Origin of the sequence: Mycobacterium colombiense, assembly GCF_001953985.1 — a bacterium.
GTDB lineage: Bacteria > Actinomycetota > Actinomycetes > Mycobacteriales > Mycobacteriaceae > Mycobacterium > Mycobacterium colombiense_B.
Genome location: NZ_MBEI01000043.1, coordinates 82,761 through 102,195 on the forward strand (window position 1 = coordinate 82,761; position 19,435 = coordinate 102,195).

Below are 19,435 nucleotides of genomic sequence, written 5' to 3' on the forward strand. Positions count from 1 at the left end.
CCACACTGGCGCCATGCTGGACCTGTTCCTGCCGGCCGAATGCGGCGGCTGCGGGGCGCCGTCGACCCGTTGGTGCGACGCGTGTGCCGGCGAGCTGTCGGTGGCCGCCGATCAGCCGCATGTGGTGAACCCGCGCATCGACCCGGGAGTCCCGGTGTTCGCGCTCGGCCGGTACGCCAACGCCCGCCGGCACGCGATCCTGGCGCTCAAGGAGCAGGGCCGCGCCGACCTCGTCGACCCGCTGGCGCGTGCGCTGGCCGTCGGCGTGCACCGCCTGTTGTGGTGGGGGATCGTGCCCACCCCGTTGACGGTCGTGCCCGCGCCGACCCGGCGCTCGGCCGCGCGCCGGCGCGGCGGTGACCCCGTCGCCCGGTTGGCGCGGGCCGCGGTGGCGCGGCATCCGGACATCACCGTCGCGCCGGCCTTGCGGCTCAAGGCACTGACGCGCGACTCGGTGGGCCTGGGCACCGCCGCGCGCGAGCGCAACGTCGCCGGCCGGGTCGTGTTGCGCGGTGAGCCGCCGCGCACCGAAGTCATGGTCGTCGACGACATCGTCACCACCGGAGCGACGGCGCGCGAATCGGTGCGGATCCTGCACGCCGCCGGGGTCCGGGTCGCGGCGGTGCTGGCGATCGCCGCGGTGTGATCGCCGCCGGCTGCGCCCAATCCAAGACCGAGCCAAGAGCATGTGAAGAACTCGCAACAGCTCGACCAAATTAGTGGCATCGGCAGGCGAACACGAGCTAACGTCGAGAACAACGAAGAACGACTCATCGGTCTGACTCACTGGTCGCGAAATCTCCAGGTGAGACCCATCCGCGGGAAGGGGTGAGTAATCGACACCTTGCTCCGGCGGGCAGCCTGCGGCGGTAGCCAGTCTCGAACCGCTCCCACCTCGTCGGCGCATCAAGCAGCCAGGCACGCAGGGCGCGTGTGACGTGAAGAGAGAAACGAGTTGTCACGTATGTCAAGGCTATCCGTGGATTCCGGTCAAATTCTGGACCAACCGCCCGTCACCGACGAGCAAGCCCAACCGACAACCACCGCCGACGTTGTGTTCAAGGGCCGCAACGTAGAAATCCCCGATCATTACCGTCTGTACGTCTCGCAAAAACTCGCCCGCCTCGAGCGGTTCGATCGCTCCATTTATCTTTTCGACGTCGAGCTCAAGCACGCGCCCAACCGGCGTCAGCGCAAATCCTGTCAGCGTGTGGAGATCACCGCCCGTGGCCGCGGCCCGGTGACGCGGGCGGAAGCCTGCGCCAACAGTTTCTACGCCGCGTTCGAGTCGGCGGTCGACAAGCTGGAGAACCGGCTGCGCCGCGTCAAGGACCGCCGCAAGGTGCACTACGGGGACAAGACCCCGGTGTCACTGGCCGCCGCGACCGCGGTGCCGCCACCCGTCCCGACTGCGCCGCAGCCCCCGCCGGCCGAGCACGACGGCGGGGAGCCGGACCACGAGCCCGGACGGATCGTGCGGACCAAGGAGCACCCGGCCACGCCGATGACGGTCGACGACGCGCTCTATGAGATGGAGCTCGTCGGGCACGACTTCTTCTTGTTCCACGACAAGCACACCGAGCGGCCCTGCGTGGTCTACCGACGGCACGCCTACGACTACGGGCTGATCAGGCTCTCCTGAGGTTCGGCGGTACCCACGGGCTCGTCGCCTACCATGGGAGTCGCTTACGAGAAGACTCCTACCAACAGGGGACATAGCTGTGCTGTCGAAGTTGCTGCGCCTTGGCGAAGGTCGCATGCTCAAGCGTCTCAAGCGGGTGTCTGACTACGTCAACACCCTGTCCGACGAGATCGAGAAGCTCACCGACGCCGAGTTGCGGGCCAAAACCGACGAGTTCAAGAAGCGGCACGCCGACGGCGAAAGCCTCGACGACCTGCTGCCCGAGGCCTTCGCGGTGGCCCGGGAGGCGGCCTGGCGGGTGCTCGACCAGCGCCCGTTCGACGTGCAGCTGATGGGCGGCGCGGCGCTGCACTTCGGCAACGTCGCCGAGATGAAGACCGGTGAGGGTAAGACCCTGACCTCGGTGCTGCCGGCCTACCTCAACGGCATCGGCGGCAAGGGCGTGCACATCGTCACCGTCAACGACTACCTGGCCAAACGTGACAGCGAGTGGATGGGCCGCGTGCACCGCTTCCTCGGCCTGGACGTCGGCGTGATCCTCGCGCAGATGACGCCCGACGAGCGCCGGGTGGCCTACAACGCCGACATCACCTACGGCACCAACAACGAGTTCGGGTTCGACTACCTGCGCGACAACATGGCGCACTCGCTCGACGATCTGGTCCAGCGCGGACACAACTTCGCCATCGTCGACGAGGTCGACTCCATCCTGATCGACGAGGCCCGCACCCCGCTGATCATCTCCGGGCCCGCCGACGGCGCGTCGAACTGGTACCTCGAGTTCGCCCGGTTGGCGCCGCTGATGGAGAAGGACACCCACTACGAGGTGGACCTGCGCAAGCGCACCGTCGGCGTGCACGAGCTGGGCGTGGAGTTCGTCGAGGACCAGCTCGGCATCGACAACCTCTACGAGGCCGCCAACTCGCCGCTGGTCAGCTACCTCAACAACGCGCTGAAGGCCAAGGAGCTGTTCAACCGCGACAAGGACTACATCGTGCGCGACGGCGAGGTCCTGATCGTCGACGAGTTCACCGGCCGCGTGCTCTACGGCCGCCGCTACAACGAGGGCATGCACCAGGCCATCGAGGCCAAGGAGCACGTGGAGATCAAGGCCGAGAACCAGACCCTGGCTACCATCACGCTGCAGAACTACTTCCGGCTCTACGACAAGCTCGCCGGCATGACCGGTACCGCCCAGACCGAGGCGGCCGAGCTGCACGAGATCTACAAGCTGGGCGTGGTGCCGATCCCGACGAACAAGCCGATGATCCGCGCCGACCAGTCCGACCTGATCTACAAGACCGAGGAAGCCAAGTACATCGCCGTGGTCGACGACGTCGTCGAGCGCTACGAGAAGGGCCAGCCTGTGCTGATCGGTACCACCAGCGTCGAGCGCTCGGAGTACCTGTCGCGGCAGTTCCAGAAGCGCCGCGTGCCGCACAACGTGCTGAACGCGAAGTTCCACGAGCAGGAGGCGACCATCGTCGCCGTCGCCGGCCGTCGCGGGGGCATCACCGTGGCCACCAACATGGCCGGCCGCGGTACCGACATCGTGCTCGGCGGCAACGCCGACTTCCTCACCGACCAGCGGCTGCGTGAGCGCGGCCTCGACCCGGTCGAGACGCCCGACGAGTACGACGCGGCGTGGCACGAGGAACTGCCCAAGGTCAAGGAGGAGGTCAGCGCGGAGGCCGCCGAGGTGATCGAGGCCGGCGGGCTGTACGTGCTGGGCACCGAACGCCACGAGTCCCGGCGCATCGACAACCAGTTGCGCGGCCGCTCCGGCCGGCAGGGTGACCCGGGCGAGTCGCGCTTTTACCTGTCGCTGGGCGACGAACTCATGCGCCGGTTCAACGGTGCCGCGCTCGAGGCGATGCTCAACCGGCTGAACCTGCCCGACGACGTGCCCATCGAGGCCAAGATGGTCACCCGGGCGATCAAGAGCGCCCAGACCCAGGTGGAGCAGCAGAACTTCGAGGTCCGCAAGAACGTCCTCAAGTACGACGAGGTGATGAACCAGCAGCGCAAGGTGATCTACGCCGAGCGCCGCCGCATCCTGGAAGGCGAGAACCTCAAGGACCAGGCGCTGGACATGCTCCGCGACGTGATCACAGCGTATGTCAACGGCGCGACCGCCGAGGGCTACGCCGAGGACTGGGACCTCGAAGCCCTGTGGACGGCGCTGAAGACGCTGTACCCGGTCGGCATCGACCATGCGACGCTGACCCACCACGATGCGGACTCCGACCGCGACGACCTCACCCGTGAGGAACTGCTCGAGGAGCTGCTCAAGGACGCCGAAAATGCCTATGCCACAAGGGAAGCCGAGCTCGAGGAGATCGCCGGCGAGGGCGCGATGCGCCAGCTGGAGCGCAACGTGCTGCTCAACGTCATCGACCGCAAGTGGCGCGAGCACCTCTACGAGATGGACTACCTGAAGGAGGGCATCGGGCTGCGCGCGATGGCGCAGCGCGATCCGCTGGTGGAGTACCAGCGCGAGGGCTACGACATGTTCATGGCGATGCTCGACGGCATGAAGGAGGAGTCGGTCGGGTTCCTGTTCAATGTCACCGTCGAGGCGGTGCCCAGCCCGCAGGTCGCCCCGGTCGAAGCGCCGGAGGGGCTGGAGGAGTTCGCCACCGCCGCGGCCGGGCAGCAGGGCAGCACCGCGACGGCCGTGCGCGAAGAGGCTCCAACCCGGTTGCGCGCCAAGGGAATCGACAACGAGGCGCCGGCCATGACGTACTCCGGCCCGTCCGAGGACGGCACGGCGGCGGTGCAGCGCAACGGCGGCGACGGCAAAGCGCCGGCCGGGGTGCCCGGGGGCGCCAGCCGGCGCGAGCGGCGCGCCGCGGCGCGGCAGCAGGGCCGGGGTGCCAAGCCACCCAAGTCGGTCAAGCGGCGCTAGCGCTTCCGGCCCAGCCGCCCGCCTTCCCGCGAGCGTGAAGATATCTCCACACTCGGCGGCGAGTGTGCGTCTAACTTCACACTCGGCGACAGCAAGTCGACCCGGCAGCAACCCCCATGCCCTAGGCTTATCAGGCATCGGCTTTCGTGTGGCTATACAGACGCCGCGCCGATGACGGGCCGAGAAAGGGACGAGTTCCATGCCCTTCGACGGAGCCGTGTCGCGGACTGACGTCCTGGCAGCGCTATCTCTGGCTATCGACCTCGGGCTCGGGCAGCCGATGGATCACATGCTGCGGTCGGCGGCGATGGGCTCGAGATTGGCGACGCGGCTGGGGCTCGACGAGCGCGAGTGCGGGACCGTTTTCTACACGGCCCTGGTGATGTGGATCGGCTGTCACGCCGACTCGCATGAGTATGCGCAGTGGTTCGGCGACGACATCGCGGTGCGACATGACAGCCACTACATCGACTGGTCCGGCACGCCATACCGTCGATTTCTCATGAGCAATCTTGGCCGTGGGACGACGTTGCCGAAACGCGCCCAGTTGGCGGCCAAGGTTTTCTGGGACGCACGCGGGAATCTCGGCGCGTTGGTGCAGTCCCATTGCCTGTCGGCCGCGCTGCTCGCCGAGGAGATCGGGCTGGGCGCCGATGTGTGTAAAGCCCTGCCCTATGCGTACGAACGGTGGGACGGCAGCGGCCTTCCCGCCGGAGCCGCCGGACACCAGATACCCGTGGCGATGCGGGTGGCGCAAATCTCCGACATCGCCGACGTGCACCATCGCGCTTACGGCGCGGGCGCCGCGGTCGCGGAGATTCGCCGTCGCAGCGGCAAACAGTTCGACCCGGATATCGTCGCGGTGTTCACCGCCGCCGCCGACGACCTGCTGCGCGAGAACGAAGACGTGTGGTCGACCGCCGCCTGCCTGGCTCCAGATCCGGGCGAAGCGCTGAGCGGACCCGCGCTGGACCGGCTCCTGTGCGCGATGGGTGACTTCGCGGATCTGAAATGCCCCTTCACGCTCGGCCATTCGCGTGCCGTCGCGCAGCTGGCGGAAAGCGCCGGGCAATGCGCGGGGCTGCCGCAAGACGAGATCGATATCCTGCGTCGCGCCGGATACGTTCACGATCTCGGTCGCATCGGCGTGTCCAACCGGGTGTGGGAAAAGCCGGGCGCTTTAACCGATGTCGAGCGCGAGCGGGTGCATTTGCATCCCTATTTGACGGGCAGGATTTTGGCCCGGGTCGGTGGACTGAAGGCCGTCCGCGAGGTCGCGGTGAACCACCACGAGCGACTGGACGGCTCGGGCTACCCGAACGGCCTGCGCGGTGATGACCTGTCGGTTCGCGACCGTCTGCTCGCGGCCGCCGAAAGCTATTGCTCCTCAACGGAACCCCGACCCTATCGTGATGCCCGGGACGGGGACGCCGCGGCCAGGAAACTGCGAGACGAAGCGGTCCGTGGCCGCCTGGACGGCGACGCGGTCGAGGCCGTCCTGCAGGCCGCGGGCCACCGGCCGTCGCGCAGGGCCGCCAGGCCGGCGGGGTTGACCCGGCGCGAGGCCGAGGTGTTACTCCATGTCGCGCAGGGGCTCTCCAATAAGGAGATCGCGTCGGCGCTCTGGATCTCCGAGAAGACGGTACGTAATCACGTCGAACACATCTACGCCAAGATCGAGGTCTCGAACCGGATCGGGGCCAGCTTGTACGCGACCCGCCACGGCCTGACCGGCGGCGCAGCCAACTGAGCAAGCCCCTCCGATCTATGGGGCGAACGCCCCATGTCCCCGCCGGGAATCGAGGCGAACATTTTTGTATGACTAGCAATTCCAGTGGCCCAGCGGCCGCCCCATCGGAAGGGCAGCCGGCGCCCTCGTCGGCGCTCTGGGATCGGGTACTCACCGACGGCCACGCGCCGCTGGTCAGGGCCAGGCACGCGTTTCGCTACCTGCCGTCGGCGCCGCGATGCAAGCTGTGCAACAACCCGTTCGGCGGACCGGTCGGCCGGCTCTTCGCCGTGGCCGGCTTCCGCCGATCGCGCAAGAATCCCAACCTGTGCATGCGATGCTGCGACGCGCTGCCGCAGGGCGGAGCGGAGGTCGACATCGCGGTGCTGTTCGCCGACGTTCGCGGCTCCACCGCGCTGGGTCACCGTCGGGCCGCCGCGGACTTCGCCGCGTTGCTCAACCGGTTCTACTGCGCCGCAACGCAAACGCTGCTGCGCCATGACGCCGTGATCGACAAACTCATCGGCGACGAGGTGATGGCGTTCTTCGTCCGCGGCATCAGCGGCCCCGGGTATCGTCAACGGGCCGTCGAGGCGGGAGTCGACCTGCTCGAAGCGGTGGGGTACGGCACACCCGGTGGAGCGTGGCTGGACGTCGGCGTCGCGGTGCACGCGGGCGTCGCATACGTGGGCAACGTGGGCGGGGCCGTCGTCGATTTCACCGCCCTCGGTCGCCCGGTCAACGCCGCGGCCCGGATGCAACAACGTGCAGCCGGTGGCGAGTTGTTGATCGCCAGTGGCGTCGCCGACGAGATGACGGCGAACATGGCGCGGCGCACGCTCAGCCTGCGGGGACAAGAAGAGCCGATCAACGTTTTCGTCCACCAAGCCTGAGCCCGCGGCAAAAATTCAACCATGGTGTGCCCCTTAGGTTTACACACGCCGGAGCCCGCGATCCCGGTCAAGGATCGCGGGCTCCGGCGTGGCCGTCATCGCTTGGATGCGCCGGGCCGGGATCGCCGGTCCAGCAACCACGCGGTGGCCAGCGTGAGGACGACGGCGAACGAGACCAGCGCGAGGAGGCTTACCACGTTGCCGCCCTGAAAGGTCTGCCGGTAGGCGGACATCGCGGGCAGCGTGGTGGTGTAGCGGTCGAGTTGCAGGTCGCGGCCCAACGCGTCGAAGGCGTGGCGGTTGGACAGGACCAGGCTCATCAGGCGTCCGGGCGTGGCCATCTGGTCGACGGGCACGATGGCACCACCGAATTGAACCTGGGGGAAGCACAGCATCGGCAGGGCAAGGGCCGCCTGCGCGGCGTTGGAGACCGCGGCCGAGGCGAAAAGCCCCAGCGCCAGTGCCGAGATCGCTTCGATCACAATCGTGGCGAACAGCAAGGCGTACACGTGCCACCCGAGCGCGGGGAGCCGTCCGAGCGCGCGCAGCACCACCAGCAACACCGCGCTCACTCCGGCCAGAACCGGAAGCAGCGCCGTCACCTTCGATGCCACGTAGGCGCCCACGCTGAGACCGGCCAGGCGTTCGCGGCGGAAGACGGCCATCTCGCCGACGATCTGTAGCAGGCCGTAGGTGAGTCCGAAGAAGAAGCCGTCGAAGGCGATCCAGAACACGATCTGGGCTGGGCCGACGCCGGCGGCGTCACCCGGATCGAACGAGCCTCGCTTGAACAACGTCGCCATCATCACCGTCACGAGCACCGGCGAGCCGAGCAGGATCGCCAGGGTCAGCCGATTGCGGAAGAGAACGTCGACGTTGCGTCGGGTCAGCAGCCACCATTGCCGGACCATGCCCGTGCGGTTGGCGTCGGACGCCGTGGCCGATACAACCTTCCGAATGAAGCCGGGCCGGGCTGGCGGCTTCTCGCGGCTGTCCGCGAACCGCTCAGCCCAGATCCGCGGCGTGCGCTCTTGAGCCAGGCGCTCGTACACCTCGGTGAGGTTTTCCACGCCGAAGTAGCGCCGGGCCGCACCCGGGCTGCCGGTGAAAGCGAGGTGGCCGTCGCGGGCCAGGAAGACCACCCGGTCGCACTGCTCGATGGCGGCCGGCTCGTGGGTGGTCAGGACGACGGTGACGCCGCGTTGGCTGAGCCGGCGCAGCAGGCGCATCACCTCAGCGGCGGTCGAGGGATCGAGCCCGGACGTGGGTTCGTCGAGGAAGAAGAGGCGTGGCCGGGTCAGCAACTCCACCGCGATGCTGGCCCGCTTGCGCTGCCCGCCGGACAGCGCCCGCACCGGCACATCGGCCCGGTCGGACAGGTCGAGGCTCTGCAGGGTCTCGTCGACGATCCGCTCCGCTTCGGCCGCGGATGTGCCGGCGGGGAGCCGCAGCAGCGCCGCGTAGCGCAGGGTGCGGCGCAGGGGCATCTCGAGGTGGATGATGTCGTCCTGGGGGACGTAGCCGACCGTCGCGCCGGCGCTGGCGCGGGGGACGACGCCGTCGTGCCGAACCTCGCCCGCAGACGGCGGTTGCAATCCCGCGAGGACCTCCAGCAACGTGGTTTTGCCGGCTCCGCTACCGCCGGCGATGGCGACCAATTCGCCGGGCTCCACGGAGAGCGACATGGTCTGCAGGAGTTGCCGGCCGCTGACGCGCCGGCCCACATCGATTGCGTCGATCCGTGCGCCGTCCGGCACGTGCGCTGGGTGGGCAACGAGCAGCTCGATGGCTGGGGCGTTGCATGTCGATTCGCTCATGATTTCATCTCCGTGCTTTGTCGAAGTAGGCCTGTCACGGGCGATCATCGGTCCACCCCGGGCACCGCCACATGAGGCGTTTGCCCCAAATGATCGAATCGCCCGGTCAGCGACGCCCAGACCGCGCTCGCAGAAATTGGGGCAAATGACCTATTTGCGCGCGGCCCGATCAGGCGCACAATCAGCAAATGAAGCGTTACCTGACGGTCGGCTACGGCGCGGCCGCTTATCTGCTTTTTCTTGCCGTATTTCTGTACCTTGTCGCATTCGTGGGCAACTTCTGGGTGCCGCGAACGGTCGACCATGGGGTATCCGCGCCGATCGGCCAGGCGGTGTTGGTCAACATGCTGCTGCTCGGTCTGTTCGGCCTCCAGCACAGCGTCATGGCACGGCCGGGGTTCAAGGCGCGGTGGACGCGGGTGGTGCCGCCGCCGATAGAGCGCAGCACTTACGTGATGCTGTCCAACGCCGTGCTGGTGCTGCTCTATTGGCAATGGCGGACGATGCCGGCCGTTATCTGGGACGTGGAACTACCGGCCGGACGCCTGGTGTTGTGGACGCTGTTCGGGCTCGGTTGGGTGATCGCCTTGGCGTCGACGTTCATGATCAACCATTTCGACCTGTTCGGGCTCCGGCAGGTGTATCTGTCGTGGCGCGGAAAACCCTACACGCACATAGCTTTTCACGTTCGGTTCTTCTACCGGCTGGTGCGCCACCCGCTCATGCTCGGCTTTATCATCGCCTTCTGGGCGGCGCCCACCATGACGGCCGGACACCTGCTGTTCTCGATCGTGATGACCGGTTACATCCTGGTCGCCACCCGGATCGAGGAGCGCGACCTGGTGGCCGCGCTGGGCGATGACTATCGCAACTACCGCCGCGAGGTGCCGGCGTTGCTGCCGCTAGGACGCCGGCCGCGCGGTGGCCCCAGCCGACCGGCGGACGCCCCGGGCTGAGACTCTTTGCCTCCAGCCGCTTACGGCAGCCCCCGTCGACCTGTCAGGATTGACGGTATGGATGTCAAGGAGGTGTTGCTCCCCGGGGTCGGCCTTCGCTACGAATTCACCGATCAAAAGGGCGACCGCATCGGCATCATCGCGCGGCGCAGCGGCGATTTCGACGTCGTCGTGTACGCCCGCGAAGATCCGGACGAGGCCCGGCCGCTGCTGCACCTCAGCGACCAGGAGGCCGAGGCCGTGGCCCAGATCCTGGGGGCGCCGCGGATCGCCCAGCGATTCACCGAGCTGGCCCGCGAGATTCCCGGGCTCGAGACCGGCCAGGTGCACATCCTGGCCGGCAGCCCCTTCGTGGATCACCCGCTGGGAGACACGCGGGCGCGCACCCGCACCGGCGCGTCCATCGTGGCGATCGTGCGCAACGAGCAAGTGCTCGCCTCACCCGGACCCGCCGAGATGCTGCACGTCCAAGACGTTCTGATCGTGATCGGCACCGAAGACGGCATCGCGGGCGTCGAGAAGATCATCGACAAAGGCTGAGCCGGTGCAGATTTCGGGGACGCTGCTTTTGCAACTCGGCGCCCTCCTGGCCACTCTGGCCGTATTGGGCGCCGCCGCGAGGCGATTCGCGTTGTCGCCCATCCCCGTCTACCTGCTGGCGGGCCTGTCCCTGGGCAACGGCGGCATCCTGCCGGTGTCCACCGGTGGCCAGTTCATCACCACCAGCGCACCCATCGGCGTCGTGTTGCTGCTGCTGACCCTGGGCTGCGAGTTCTCGGTGGCCGAATTCTCCAGCAGCATGCGCCACCACCTGCCGTCGGCGGCCGTCGACATCGTCCTCAACGCCGCGCCCGGCGCGATCGCCGGCTGGCTACTGGGATTGGACGGCGTGGCCATCCTGTGCCTGGCCGGCGTCACCTACATCTCCTCCTCGGGAGTCATCGCACGGCTGCTGGAGGACCTGAAGCGACTGGGTAACCGGGAGACGCCGGCCGTGCTGTCGGTGCTGGTGCTCGAAGACTTCGCGATGGCCGCCTATCTGCCGCTCTTCGCGGTCCTGGCGTCGGGCGGCGGATGGCTGCACGCAGTCGGCGGCATGGCGGTGGCGGTGGGCGCTTTGGTGGTGGCGTTCGCCGCGTCCTACCGGTGGGGTCACCACGTGGAGCGGCTCGTGCAACACCCCGACTCCGAACAGCTGATGCTGCGGGTGCTGGGGATCACCCTGATCGTGGCGGCGATGGCCGAGTCGCTGCACGCCTCGGCCGCGGTCGGTGCGTTCCTGGTGGGGCTGACCCTGACCGGCGAGACTGCCGAGCGGGCCCGCCAGGTGCTCAGCCCGCTGCGCGACTTGTTCGCTGCCATCTTCTTCCTGGCAATCGGCTACTCGGTGGACCCGCATGAGTTGATCCCGATGATTCCGGCGGCGCTGATCCTGGCCGCGGTGACCGCGGCGACCAAGGTGGCCACCGGGATCTTCGCCGCGCGGCATGACGGGGTGGCGCGGCGCGGGCAGTTGCGCGCGGGCACCGCGCTGATCGCCCGCGGCGAGTTCTCGTTGATCATCATCGGATTGGCCGGCAAGTCGCTGCCCGCGGTCGCGGCGCTGGCGACGTCCTACGTTTTCATCATGGCGATCGCGGGGCCCATCCTCACCCGCTACACGGGCGGTCCGCGGGCGGCCGGCGCGGCGCCGGCGGCCTGACCGGGGGCCGCCGTCACCCGATGTGCAGGGCCACCACCATCCACCGGGTGCCGCCCGCGGCGCCGACCTGCTCGACGCGGCAGGCGATGGCGTGGATCCGGTTGCCGCGGCTGTAGGAACCGAAGACCTCGGCCGCCGAGTCCGGATCACGGTGACCGGCCGCCTGTAGCCGCATGCGGCGCAACACCGCGGCGCCTCGATTACGGCCCGCGGCCGAACGGCCAACTGCGGCCACCGAATCCACCAGGCTCGGCGCCAACAGCGGATTGAGCTGGGCCGCGGGCCGGCGGCGGTCGATGACCTCCAGCACCCGGCGCAGCGCGGCGTCGGCGAAGATGGCCGCCTGACGCAGCCGCGGGGACATGACCGTGCCGGGATCCGGCGCCGGCGCCCGGCTGGGCTGCCCGGTGTAGGACCGCGGCGGCGCGTGGCTGTTGCGGCGGCGCGATACGGGGCGTGGCGATTGCCGGCACTGGGCGACGGTGTGCGGTACGTCCTGCGTTGGCGGCTCGTAGTCGACGACTGGTATGACGGTGAAAGCGTCAGGTGGATTCGGAACAGGACTAGTGTTCAACGCGCACTCTCCAACTCTTCGGCCGGACCTTCGAGGCTGCTGGAGAGGGGCAGACGGTGGTTAGTCGTGGTCATCATGGCACAACTCGACCGCACGCGTACCCACGCTGACTTGTGTACGGCCACACGGTTACCGTGGGCGGGACATCGGGCCCCAATGGCCCCGGGGCCCCGAGCGTACGGGCGACGAACTGACCAGGAGGACAGCGCCGCATGGTGAGTCGCTTGTCCCCGCCGGACGCGTCGTTCTACCGCATGGAGAACACCGCCACCCCCATGTACGTCGGATCCCTGTTGATCCTGCGTCGTCCCCGAGCCGGCCTGAGCTACGAGACGCTGCTGGCCACCGTCGAGCAGCGGCTGCCGCAGATACCGCGCTACCGGCAGAAGGTGCGGGAAGTGCGGATCGGCACGGCCCGGCCGGTGTGGCTCGACGACAACGACTTCGACATCACCTATCACGTGCGGCGCTCGGCGTTGCCCTCGCCGGGCAGCGACGAGCAGCTGCACGAGCTGATCGCGCGGCTGGCCGCGCGGCCGCTGGACAAGTCCCGTCCACTCTGGGAGATGTATCTCGTCGAGGGCCTGTCCAAGAACCGGATCGCGCTCTACACCAAGTCACATCAGGCGCTGATCAACGGCATGTCGGCGCTGGAGATCAACCATGTCATCGGCGACCGGACGAAACGCCCGCCACCGTTCCCGGAGGACATCTGGATCCCGGAGCGCGACCCCGGCAACACCCGGCTGGTGTTGGGCGCGGTCAGCGAATGGGTCACCGGCCCGGGCGCCCAGCTGCAGGCCGTCGGCTCGATGGTCGGTGGCCTCTTGACCAACCACGGCGAGTGGCTCGGCGCCGGACGCCGGGCCGTCGACCTAGTGCGCACCGTGGCAAGGGGCACCGCGCCCAGCAGCCCGCTCAACGCCACCGTGTCGCGGCACCGGCGCTTCACAGTCGCGCGGGGCAGCCTCGAGGATTACCGCACCGTGCGCGCTAGGTACGACTGCGACGTCAACGACGTGGTGCTCGCGGTCATCGCCGGCGCGCTCGGTAACTGGCTGATGTCGCGAGGGGTGGCGGTCTCGCCCACCGCGACGGTGCGGGCGATGGCGCCGCTGTCGGTGTACGACGACGGCGACCTCGACACGAGCGGGCCCGGTCAGCCGATCAGCCAGGTGATGCCGTTCCTCGTCGACCTGCCGGTGGGGGAGCCCAACCCCGTGGTGCGGCTGTCGCAGATCGCGCACGCCACCGAATCGAACCCGACGGCCGCCCAGCTGGTGGACGCCAGGACCATCGTCACGCTCTCGGGTTTTGCCCCACCGACGCTGCACGCCATGGGCATCCGGGTCGCGACCAGTTTCCCGAGTTTCTCCAAGCGCACCTTCAACCTGCTGATCACCAACGCCCCCGGCGCCCAGTCGCAGATGTACATCGCCGGCACCAAATTGCTGGAGACCTACGCGGTGCCGCCGCTGCTGCACAACCAGGCGCTGGCCATCGGCGTGACGTCGTACAACGGCGAGCTGTACTACGGAATCAACGCCGACCGCGAAGCGATGAGCGATGTCGAGTTGCTGCCCGGACTGCTACACCAGGCGCTCGAAGAACTGCTGGAGGCGTCCCGGTCCTAGTCGGCGGTGAAAACGCCTGCGTGGGGCTATTATTCGTTGCTGTGAGCACCGCGAAAAGCGACGGCGCGCCGACCAAGAAGAAGTCGGCGCGGTCGGCCGTGCCCAGGATCTCCGATGAGGTCTACGAAGCCGAATTGTTCCGGCTGCAAACGGAATTGGTGAAGCTGCAGGAGTGGGTGCGGCAGTCCGGGGCGCGGCTGGTGGTGCTGTTCGAGGGCCGCGACGCCGCGGGCAAGGGCGGTGCCATCAAACGGATTACCGAGTACCTCAGCCCGCGGGTCGCCCACGTCGCCGCCCTGCCGGTGCCCTCGGATCGTGAACGCGGCCAGTGGTATTACCAGCGCTACATCGCCCACCTGCCCACCAAGGGCGAGATCGTGCTCTTCGACCGGTCCTGGTACAACCGGGCGGGCATCGAAAAGGTCATGGGATTCTGCACGCCGCACGAGTATGCGCTGTTCATGCGGCAGACGCCGATCTTCGAGCAGATGCTGATCAACGACGGGATCCTGCTGCGCAAGTACTGGTTCTCGGTCTCCGAGGCCGAACAGCTGCGCCGGTTCAAGGCGCGGCGCAACGATCCGGTCCGGCGCTGGAAGCTGTCCCCGGTGGACCTGGAATCGGTATACCGGTGGGAGGACTATTCACGGGCCAAGGACGAGATGATGGTGCACACCGACACCCCGGAAAGCCCGTGGTATGTCGTGGAATCGGATATCAAGAAGCACGCGCGACTGAACATGATGGCCCATTTGTTGTCCACCGTCCCGTACCACGATGTCGAGACGCCCAAGGTCAAGCTGCCGGCGCATCCCGTCGTCAGCGGCAACTACCAGCGCCCGCCGCGGGAGCTGTCGACGTATGTCGACGACTACGCGGCCACGCTGATCTAGCCCCATGACGGTCGTCTACATCCCCGCCACGCTGCCCATGTTGGCGCAGCTCGTCGCCGACGGTTCGTTGTGGCCGGTCAGCGGCACCGCGTTCGCACTGACGCCGAGGCTGCGCGAGGCCTACGCCGAGGGCGACGACGACGAGCTCGCCGACGTGGCGTTGCGCGAGGCGGCGCTGGCGTCGCTGCGGCTGCTGGCGGGTTCGGAAGCCGAAGGTGGCGACGAGTCGTCGGAGCCACCGCCGCCCCGCCGCGCGGTGCTGGCCGCCGAGGTGGAGGACGTCACGTACCGTCCCGACCTCGACGACGCCGTGGTCCGGCTGGCCGGGCCGGTGCCGATCGACGACGTGATCGCCGCCTACGTCGACAACGCCGGGGCCGAACCGGCGGTCGCGAGGGCCATCGAAGCGGTTGACGCCGCCGACCTGGGCGACGAGGACGCCGACCTGATCGTCGGCGATGCGCAAGACCACGATCTGGCCTGGTACGCCAACCAGGAGCTGCCGTTCCTGCTGGAGCTGATGTGACGCCGAATGTGAGGCAAACCCGGCGGCAGCGCTAGCTACGACACCGTAAGTTACGGTACCGTAGGTTTCGTGAAGCGCACAGAATCGATCACAATGTGAGGGCAAGCCAGACGCCGCATCGTGAGCAGGAGCTTTCCCTGGGCAGACGTAACCCATCGATCACGGGCAACGTCGTCGATACCACGCGACCTGTTGTCGCCGGCGCAGACCGGCACCCTGGCTGGCATGCGCTGCGCAAGCTCGCCGCGCGCATCACGACGCCGCTGTTGCCCGATGACTATCTGCACCTGGCCAACCCGCTCTGGTCGGCACGCGAACTGCGGGGCCGCATCCTGCAGGTGCGCCGCGAGACCGAAGATTCCGCGACGCTGGTCATCAAGCCGGGCTGGGGCTTCAACTTCGACTACCAGCCGGGCCAGTACATCGGCATCGGACTGCTGATGGATGGGCGCTGGCGCTGGCGGTCGTATTCGCTCACTTCGGCCCCGGCCGGCCGAGGCTCGCGCTCCGACTCAGGCTCGGCGCGCACCGTGACCATCACCGTGAAGGCGATGCCGGAGGGGTTCCTGTCGTCGCACCTGGTTGCCGGTGTCGAGCCGGGCACCATCGTCCGGCTGGCCGCGCCGCAGGGCAACTTCGTGCTGCCCGATCCGGCGCCCGCGTCGATCCTGTTCCTCACCGCCGGCTCCGGGATCACGCCGGTGATGTCGATGCTGCGAACCCTGGTGCGCCGCAACCAAATCGGCGACATCGCCCACCTGCACTCGGCACCCACCCAGTCCCACGTCATGTTTCGCGCCGAGTTGGCCGCGCTGGCCGCCGAGCACCCCGGCTATCGGATGCGGCTGCGCGAGACGCGCACCCAGGGCCGACTGGACCTTTCCGTGCTGGACCAACAGGTGCCGGACTGGCGCGAACGCCAAACCTGGGCCTGCGGTCCGGAAGGCATGCTCGCCGAGGCCGAGCGGGTATGGTCGGCCGCGGGTATCGGTGAGCGCTTGCACCTCGAGCGGTTCGCGGTGTCCAAGGCCGCACCGACCGGCGCCGGCGGCACCGTCACCTTCGCCCGAAGCGGACGCACCGTCGAGGCCGACGCGGCCACGTCGCTGATGGACGCGGGCGAGGGCGTCGGCGTGCAGATGCCCTTCGGGTGCCGGATGGGGATCTGCCAGTCGTGCGTGGTCAACCTCGTGGAGGGTCACGTGCGTGATCTGCGCACCGGCCAGGAGCATGACCCGGGGACCCGGGTGCAGACCTGTGTGTCCGCCGCTTCCGGCGATTGCATGCTCGACATTTAAAGGCTACTCATAGGTAACCTACGGCTTCGTAGGTTACGATAGCGTAGGTCTGGAACACGTTAAGGACCGAACAAACGACCGCAGGGAGATGACGACGATGGCGATCACAGACGTCGACGTATTCGCCCATCTGACGGACGCCGATATCGAAAACCTGGCCGTTGAGCTCGATGCCATCCGCCAGGACGTGGAAGACTCACGCGGCGAGCGGGACGCTCGCTACATCCGCCGCACTATCGCGGCCCAGCGCGCGCTGGAGGTGACCGGGCGGCTGCTGCTGGCCGCCAGCTCGCGCCGTTCGGCCTGGTGGGCGGGGACGGTGACGCTGGGCGTGGCCAAGATCGTCGAGAACATGGAGATCGGCCACAACGTCATGCACGGCCAGTGGGACTGGATGAACGACCCCGAAATTCACTCCTCGACGTGGGAGTGGGACATGAGCGGGTCGTCCAAGCACTGGCGCTACACCCACAACTTCGTGCACCACAAGTACACGAACATCCTCGGGATGGACGACGACGTGGGCTACGGCCTGCTGCGCGTCACCCGCGACCAGCGCTGGAAGCGCTTCAACATCTTCAACCTGGTGTACAACACCCTGCTCGCGCTGCTCTTCGAATGGGGAGTGGGCCTGCAGCATGTGGAGCTCGGCAAGATCGCCAAGCGCCGGATGGACAACGACGAAGCCCGGCAGCGGGTCGACGAGTTCTTGGCCAAGGCCGGCCGGCAGGTGCTCAAGGACTATGTCGCGTTCCCCGCGCTGACCTCGTTGTCACCCGGCGCGACCTACCGGTCGACCCTGACAGCCAACGCGACGGCCAACGTGATCCGCAACGTGTGGGCGAACGCGGTGATCTTCTGCGGCCATTTCCCTGACGGCGCAGAGAAATTCACCAAGACCGACATGATCGGCGAGACCAAGGGGCAGTGGTACCTGCGTCAGATGCTGGGCAGCGCCAACTTCGAGGCCGGCCCGGCGCTGCGCTTCATGAGCGGCAACCTGTGCCACCAGATCGAGCACCACCTTTACCCGGACCTGCCGAGCAACCGGCTGCACGAGATCTCGGTGCGGGTGCGCGAGGTGTGCGACAAGTACGACTTGCCTTACACCACAGGCTCTTTCCTGTTCCAGTACGCGAAGACCTGGCGCACGCTGGCCAAGCTGTCGCTGCCGAACAAGTACCTGCGCGACGACGCCGACAACGCGCCGGAGACCCGCAGCGAGCGGATGTTCGCCGAGCTCGAGCCCGGTTTCCTGGGCACCGATCCGGCCACCGGCCGCCGCCGCGGCCTGAAGTCCGCGATCGCCGCCGTGCGCGGCTGGCGGCGCGGGAAGCGGGCAACCGTGGCCCGCCCTGCCGGCGAAGGCCTGGCCGCCTAACCGCCCGTTGGCTTTTCGGGCCCGCCGTTATCGACGGGAATGGTCGATTTTGACACGCCTGGCTACAGCTCGCCGATGCCAAACTTATAGAAGTCCGTAGCAACAATCGGGGCGACGCCGAGTTCGCCGGCGACCGCGTCGATCGCCCGCTGCGCGAGGCGCATGTCCACCCGATAGTGCGGGGTGAAGTGCGGGCCGACGTAGCGCTCGTAGTGCCGTTTCGCCTCATCGGCGGTGAGCCGGTCGAGGAACCAGTTGATGTATTCGACGGCGCGGCCGGGTTGTTCGACGAGCAGCCGCAGCGCCCGCTGGTGGGCCCGCATCATGGCCCGCAGCGCGGGGCTGTTCGGGGGGATGTGGGCGGGGTCGACGGCGACGCCCACCGTGGGGATATGGAAGTGATCGCCGACCCAGGCCAGCAGATGAAACCCCTCTTCGGTGGCGACCTGTTCGGGGGACAGGGTGCTGCCGACATAGGCCGCATCGATCGAGCCGTCGCGCATCCGGCGCAGGTCCATCTGGTAGTCGCCGGGGTGCCGCACCACGCAGTGCAGGTCGCGGTCGGGGTCCAAGCCGTGCATACGCAGAACGATCCGGGCGAACGTGCCCGGCGGGTTGTCGGCGGCGTGCACGGCCAGGCGCCGGCCGCGCAGGTCCGCCATGGACGTCACGTCGGAGTTGCCGAGAAACCAGAACAACGGACGATCCGTATTGACGCTCAACGCTTTCCAGCCGATTCCGTCGTGCAGCCGCGACAGCAGGGCCCGGCCCAGGCCGATCACCGCGACGTGGCGCAGCCGCTGCGCGCTCCAGCCGACCCCATCTCGGATGGCGACGTGGACACCTTCGTCGCGGTAGTAGTCCTCCTGATCGGCGACATGGGCGACCAGCTCCTCGTGAATGCCCCGCCCGACGTAAGCGAGATCGATCGTCTGCACGCCGAACCCCCTTTCCCGGTCGCAGAATCCGCTGTCAGTCCATGGCGAGGCCGCCGTTGACCTCCAGGCAGTGGCCGGTGATGAAGCCGGAATCCTCGCCCGCCAGGAACGCCACCGTGTTGGCCACCTCCTCGGGGCTGACGAGCCGCCCCATGGGATTCGCCGCGCCGAGCTGCTGTATCTCCTCGGCCGTCAACAGAGCGTTCGCCGTGGGATCGGCGACGGTGGCGGGTGAGACGAGATTGGCGGTGATCTGGTGCGGAGCCAGCTCGAGTGCGACGTAGCGGACAAACTGGTCCATTGCCGCCTTGGCGGTTCCCACCGTGATCATGCCCTGCCTGGGCCGGCGCGACAATATCGTGGTGAGATAGATCAGCCGGCCATATCTTCGCGAAATCATATCGGGGACAACGGCTTTGGTCACGAGGAAGGCGGCATGCAGTTCGCGGTCCAGCTTGCCGCCGAGCTGCTCCCAGCTCAGATCGGCGAACGAGGTGACGTCGTAGGGGATGAGCGCGTTGTGCACGAGCCGTCCCTCAAACAC

Annotated in this window: 17 protein-coding genes; 13 read left to right on the top strand and 4 right to left on the bottom strand. The window is 67.8% G+C overall.

What is annotated here, in order from left to right; translation table 11 throughout:
• Positions 1-13 precede the first annotated feature (13 nt).
• The 5 genes from A5732_RS09405 (at position 14) to A5732_RS09425 (ending at position 7,172) form a co-directional block, all read left to right on the top strand.
• A complete protein-coding gene (locus tag A5732_RS09405; protein ID WP_076102040.1) occupies positions 14-646 on the top strand; it encodes a ComF family protein in 633 nt (210 codons plus the stop codon).
• 333 nt (positions 647-979) lie between these two features.
• Complete coding sequence (hpf, locus tag A5732_RS09410) at positions 980-1,642, top strand: ribosome hibernation-promoting factor, HPF/YfiA family (RefSeq protein WP_076055966.1); 663 nt, start codon at positions 980-982, stop codon at positions 1,640-1,642.
• Between the two features lie 79 nt (positions 1,643-1,721).
• Entirely contained in the window at positions 1,722-4,550 is a 2,829-nt protein-coding gene (gene secA / locus A5732_RS09415) for a preprotein translocase subunit SecA (RefSeq protein WP_076055968.1), read from the top strand.
• A gap of 199 nt (positions 4,551-4,749) precedes the next feature.
• Complete coding sequence (locus A5732_RS09420; RefSeq protein ID WP_076102041.1) at positions 4,750-6,300, top strand: HD domain-containing phosphohydrolase; 1,551 nt, start codon at positions 4,750-4,752, stop codon at positions 6,298-6,300.
• A gap of 68 nt (positions 6,301-6,368) precedes the next feature.
• A complete protein-coding gene (locus A5732_RS09425) occupies positions 6,369-7,172 on the top strand; it encodes an adenylate/guanylate cyclase domain-containing protein (protein ID WP_076102042.1) in 804 nt (267 codons plus the stop codon).
• Positions 7,173-7,267: 95 nt separating this feature from the next.
• Here A5732_RS09425 and A5732_RS09430 read toward each other — a convergent pair whose 3' ends face one another.
• Positions 7,268-8,989 (bottom strand): ABC transporter ATP-binding protein/permease, encoded by a 1,722-nt coding sequence (locus A5732_RS09430; protein ID WP_081396017.1) that lies wholly within the window; start codon positions 8,987-8,989, stop codon positions 7,268-7,270.
• Between the two features lie 188 nt (positions 8,990-9,177).
• Here A5732_RS09430 and mddA point away from each other — a divergent pair, with 188 nt between their 5' ends.
• The 3 genes from mddA to A5732_RS09445 are packed head-to-tail and all read left to right on the top strand — an operon-like array spanning position 9,178 to position 11,647.
• The gene (mddA, locus tag A5732_RS09435; RefSeq protein WP_076102043.1) at positions 9,178-9,945 is read left to right on the top strand and encodes a methanethiol S-methyltransferase; all 768 of its coding nucleotides are present in this window, start codon (positions 9,178-9,180) and stop codon (positions 9,943-9,945) included.
• 57 nt (positions 9,946-10,002) lie between these two features.
• Positions 10,003-10,485, top strand: coding sequence for a cation:proton antiporter regulatory subunit (locus A5732_RS09440; RefSeq protein WP_064954854.1), 483 nt, complete (start codon positions 10,003-10,005; stop codon positions 10,483-10,485).
• Between the two features lie 4 nt (positions 10,486-10,489).
• Positions 10,490-11,647 carry a cation:proton antiporter gene (locus A5732_RS09445; protein WP_076055974.1) on the top strand — a complete coding sequence of 386 codons (1,158 nt, stop codon included), beginning with the start codon at positions 10,490-10,492 and terminating at the stop codon, positions 11,645-11,647.
• Between the two features lie 13 nt (positions 11,648-11,660).
• On the opposite strand, the gene A5732_RS09450 is transcribed toward A5732_RS09445, so the two are convergent.
• On the bottom strand, positions 11,661-12,221 hold the full coding sequence (locus tag A5732_RS09450; protein ID WP_253189033.1) for an Rv3235 family protein: 561 nt from the start codon (positions 12,219-12,221) through the stop codon (positions 11,661-11,663).
• Between the two features lie 212 nt (positions 12,222-12,433).
• Here A5732_RS09450 and A5732_RS27460 point away from each other — a divergent pair, with 212 nt between their 5' ends.
• The 5 genes from A5732_RS27460 to A5732_RS09475 all read left to right on the top strand — a co-directional run bounded on the left by A5732_RS27460 (position 12,434) and on the right by A5732_RS09475 (position 17,953).
• Positions 12,434-13,855, top strand: coding sequence for a WS/DGAT/MGAT family O-acyltransferase (locus A5732_RS27460; protein WP_076055976.1), 1,422 nt, complete (start codon positions 12,434-12,436; stop codon positions 13,853-13,855).
• Positions 13,856-13,896: 41 nt separating this feature from the next.
• A complete protein-coding gene (ppk2, locus tag A5732_RS09460; RefSeq protein WP_076055977.1) occupies positions 13,897-14,748 on the top strand; it encodes a polyphosphate kinase 2 in 852 nt (283 codons plus the stop codon).
• A 4-nt stretch (positions 14,749-14,752) separates the two neighbouring features.
• Entirely contained in the window at positions 14,753-15,274 is a 522-nt protein-coding gene (locus tag A5732_RS09465; RefSeq protein WP_076055979.1) for a DUF6912 family protein, read from the top strand.
• 137 nt (positions 15,275-15,411) lie between these two features.
• On the top strand, positions 15,412-16,572 hold the full coding sequence (locus A5732_RS09470; protein WP_076102052.1) for a ferredoxin reductase: 1,161 nt from the start codon (positions 15,412-15,414) through the stop codon (positions 16,570-16,572).
• 97 nt (positions 16,573-16,669) lie between these two features.
• Complete coding sequence (locus A5732_RS09475) at positions 16,670-17,953, top strand: fatty acid desaturase family protein (protein ID WP_076055996.1); 1,284 nt, start codon at positions 16,670-16,672, stop codon at positions 17,951-17,953.
• Between the two features lie 62 nt (positions 17,954-18,015).
• Here the strand turns inward: A5732_RS09475 and A5732_RS09480 are convergent, their stop codons facing one another.
• Together A5732_RS09480 and A5732_RS09485 are read right to left on the bottom strand one after the other, a co-directional pair.
• Positions 18,016-18,891, bottom strand: a complete 876-nt coding sequence (locus A5732_RS09480; RefSeq protein WP_076102044.1) for an ABC transporter substrate-binding protein — start codon at positions 18,889-18,891, stop codon at positions 18,016-18,018.
• 34 nt (positions 18,892-18,925) lie between these two features.
• On the bottom strand, positions 18,926-19,435 hold a 510-nt coding region (locus A5732_RS09485), incomplete at its 5' end, for an SDR family NAD(P)-dependent oxidoreductase (protein WP_076102045.1).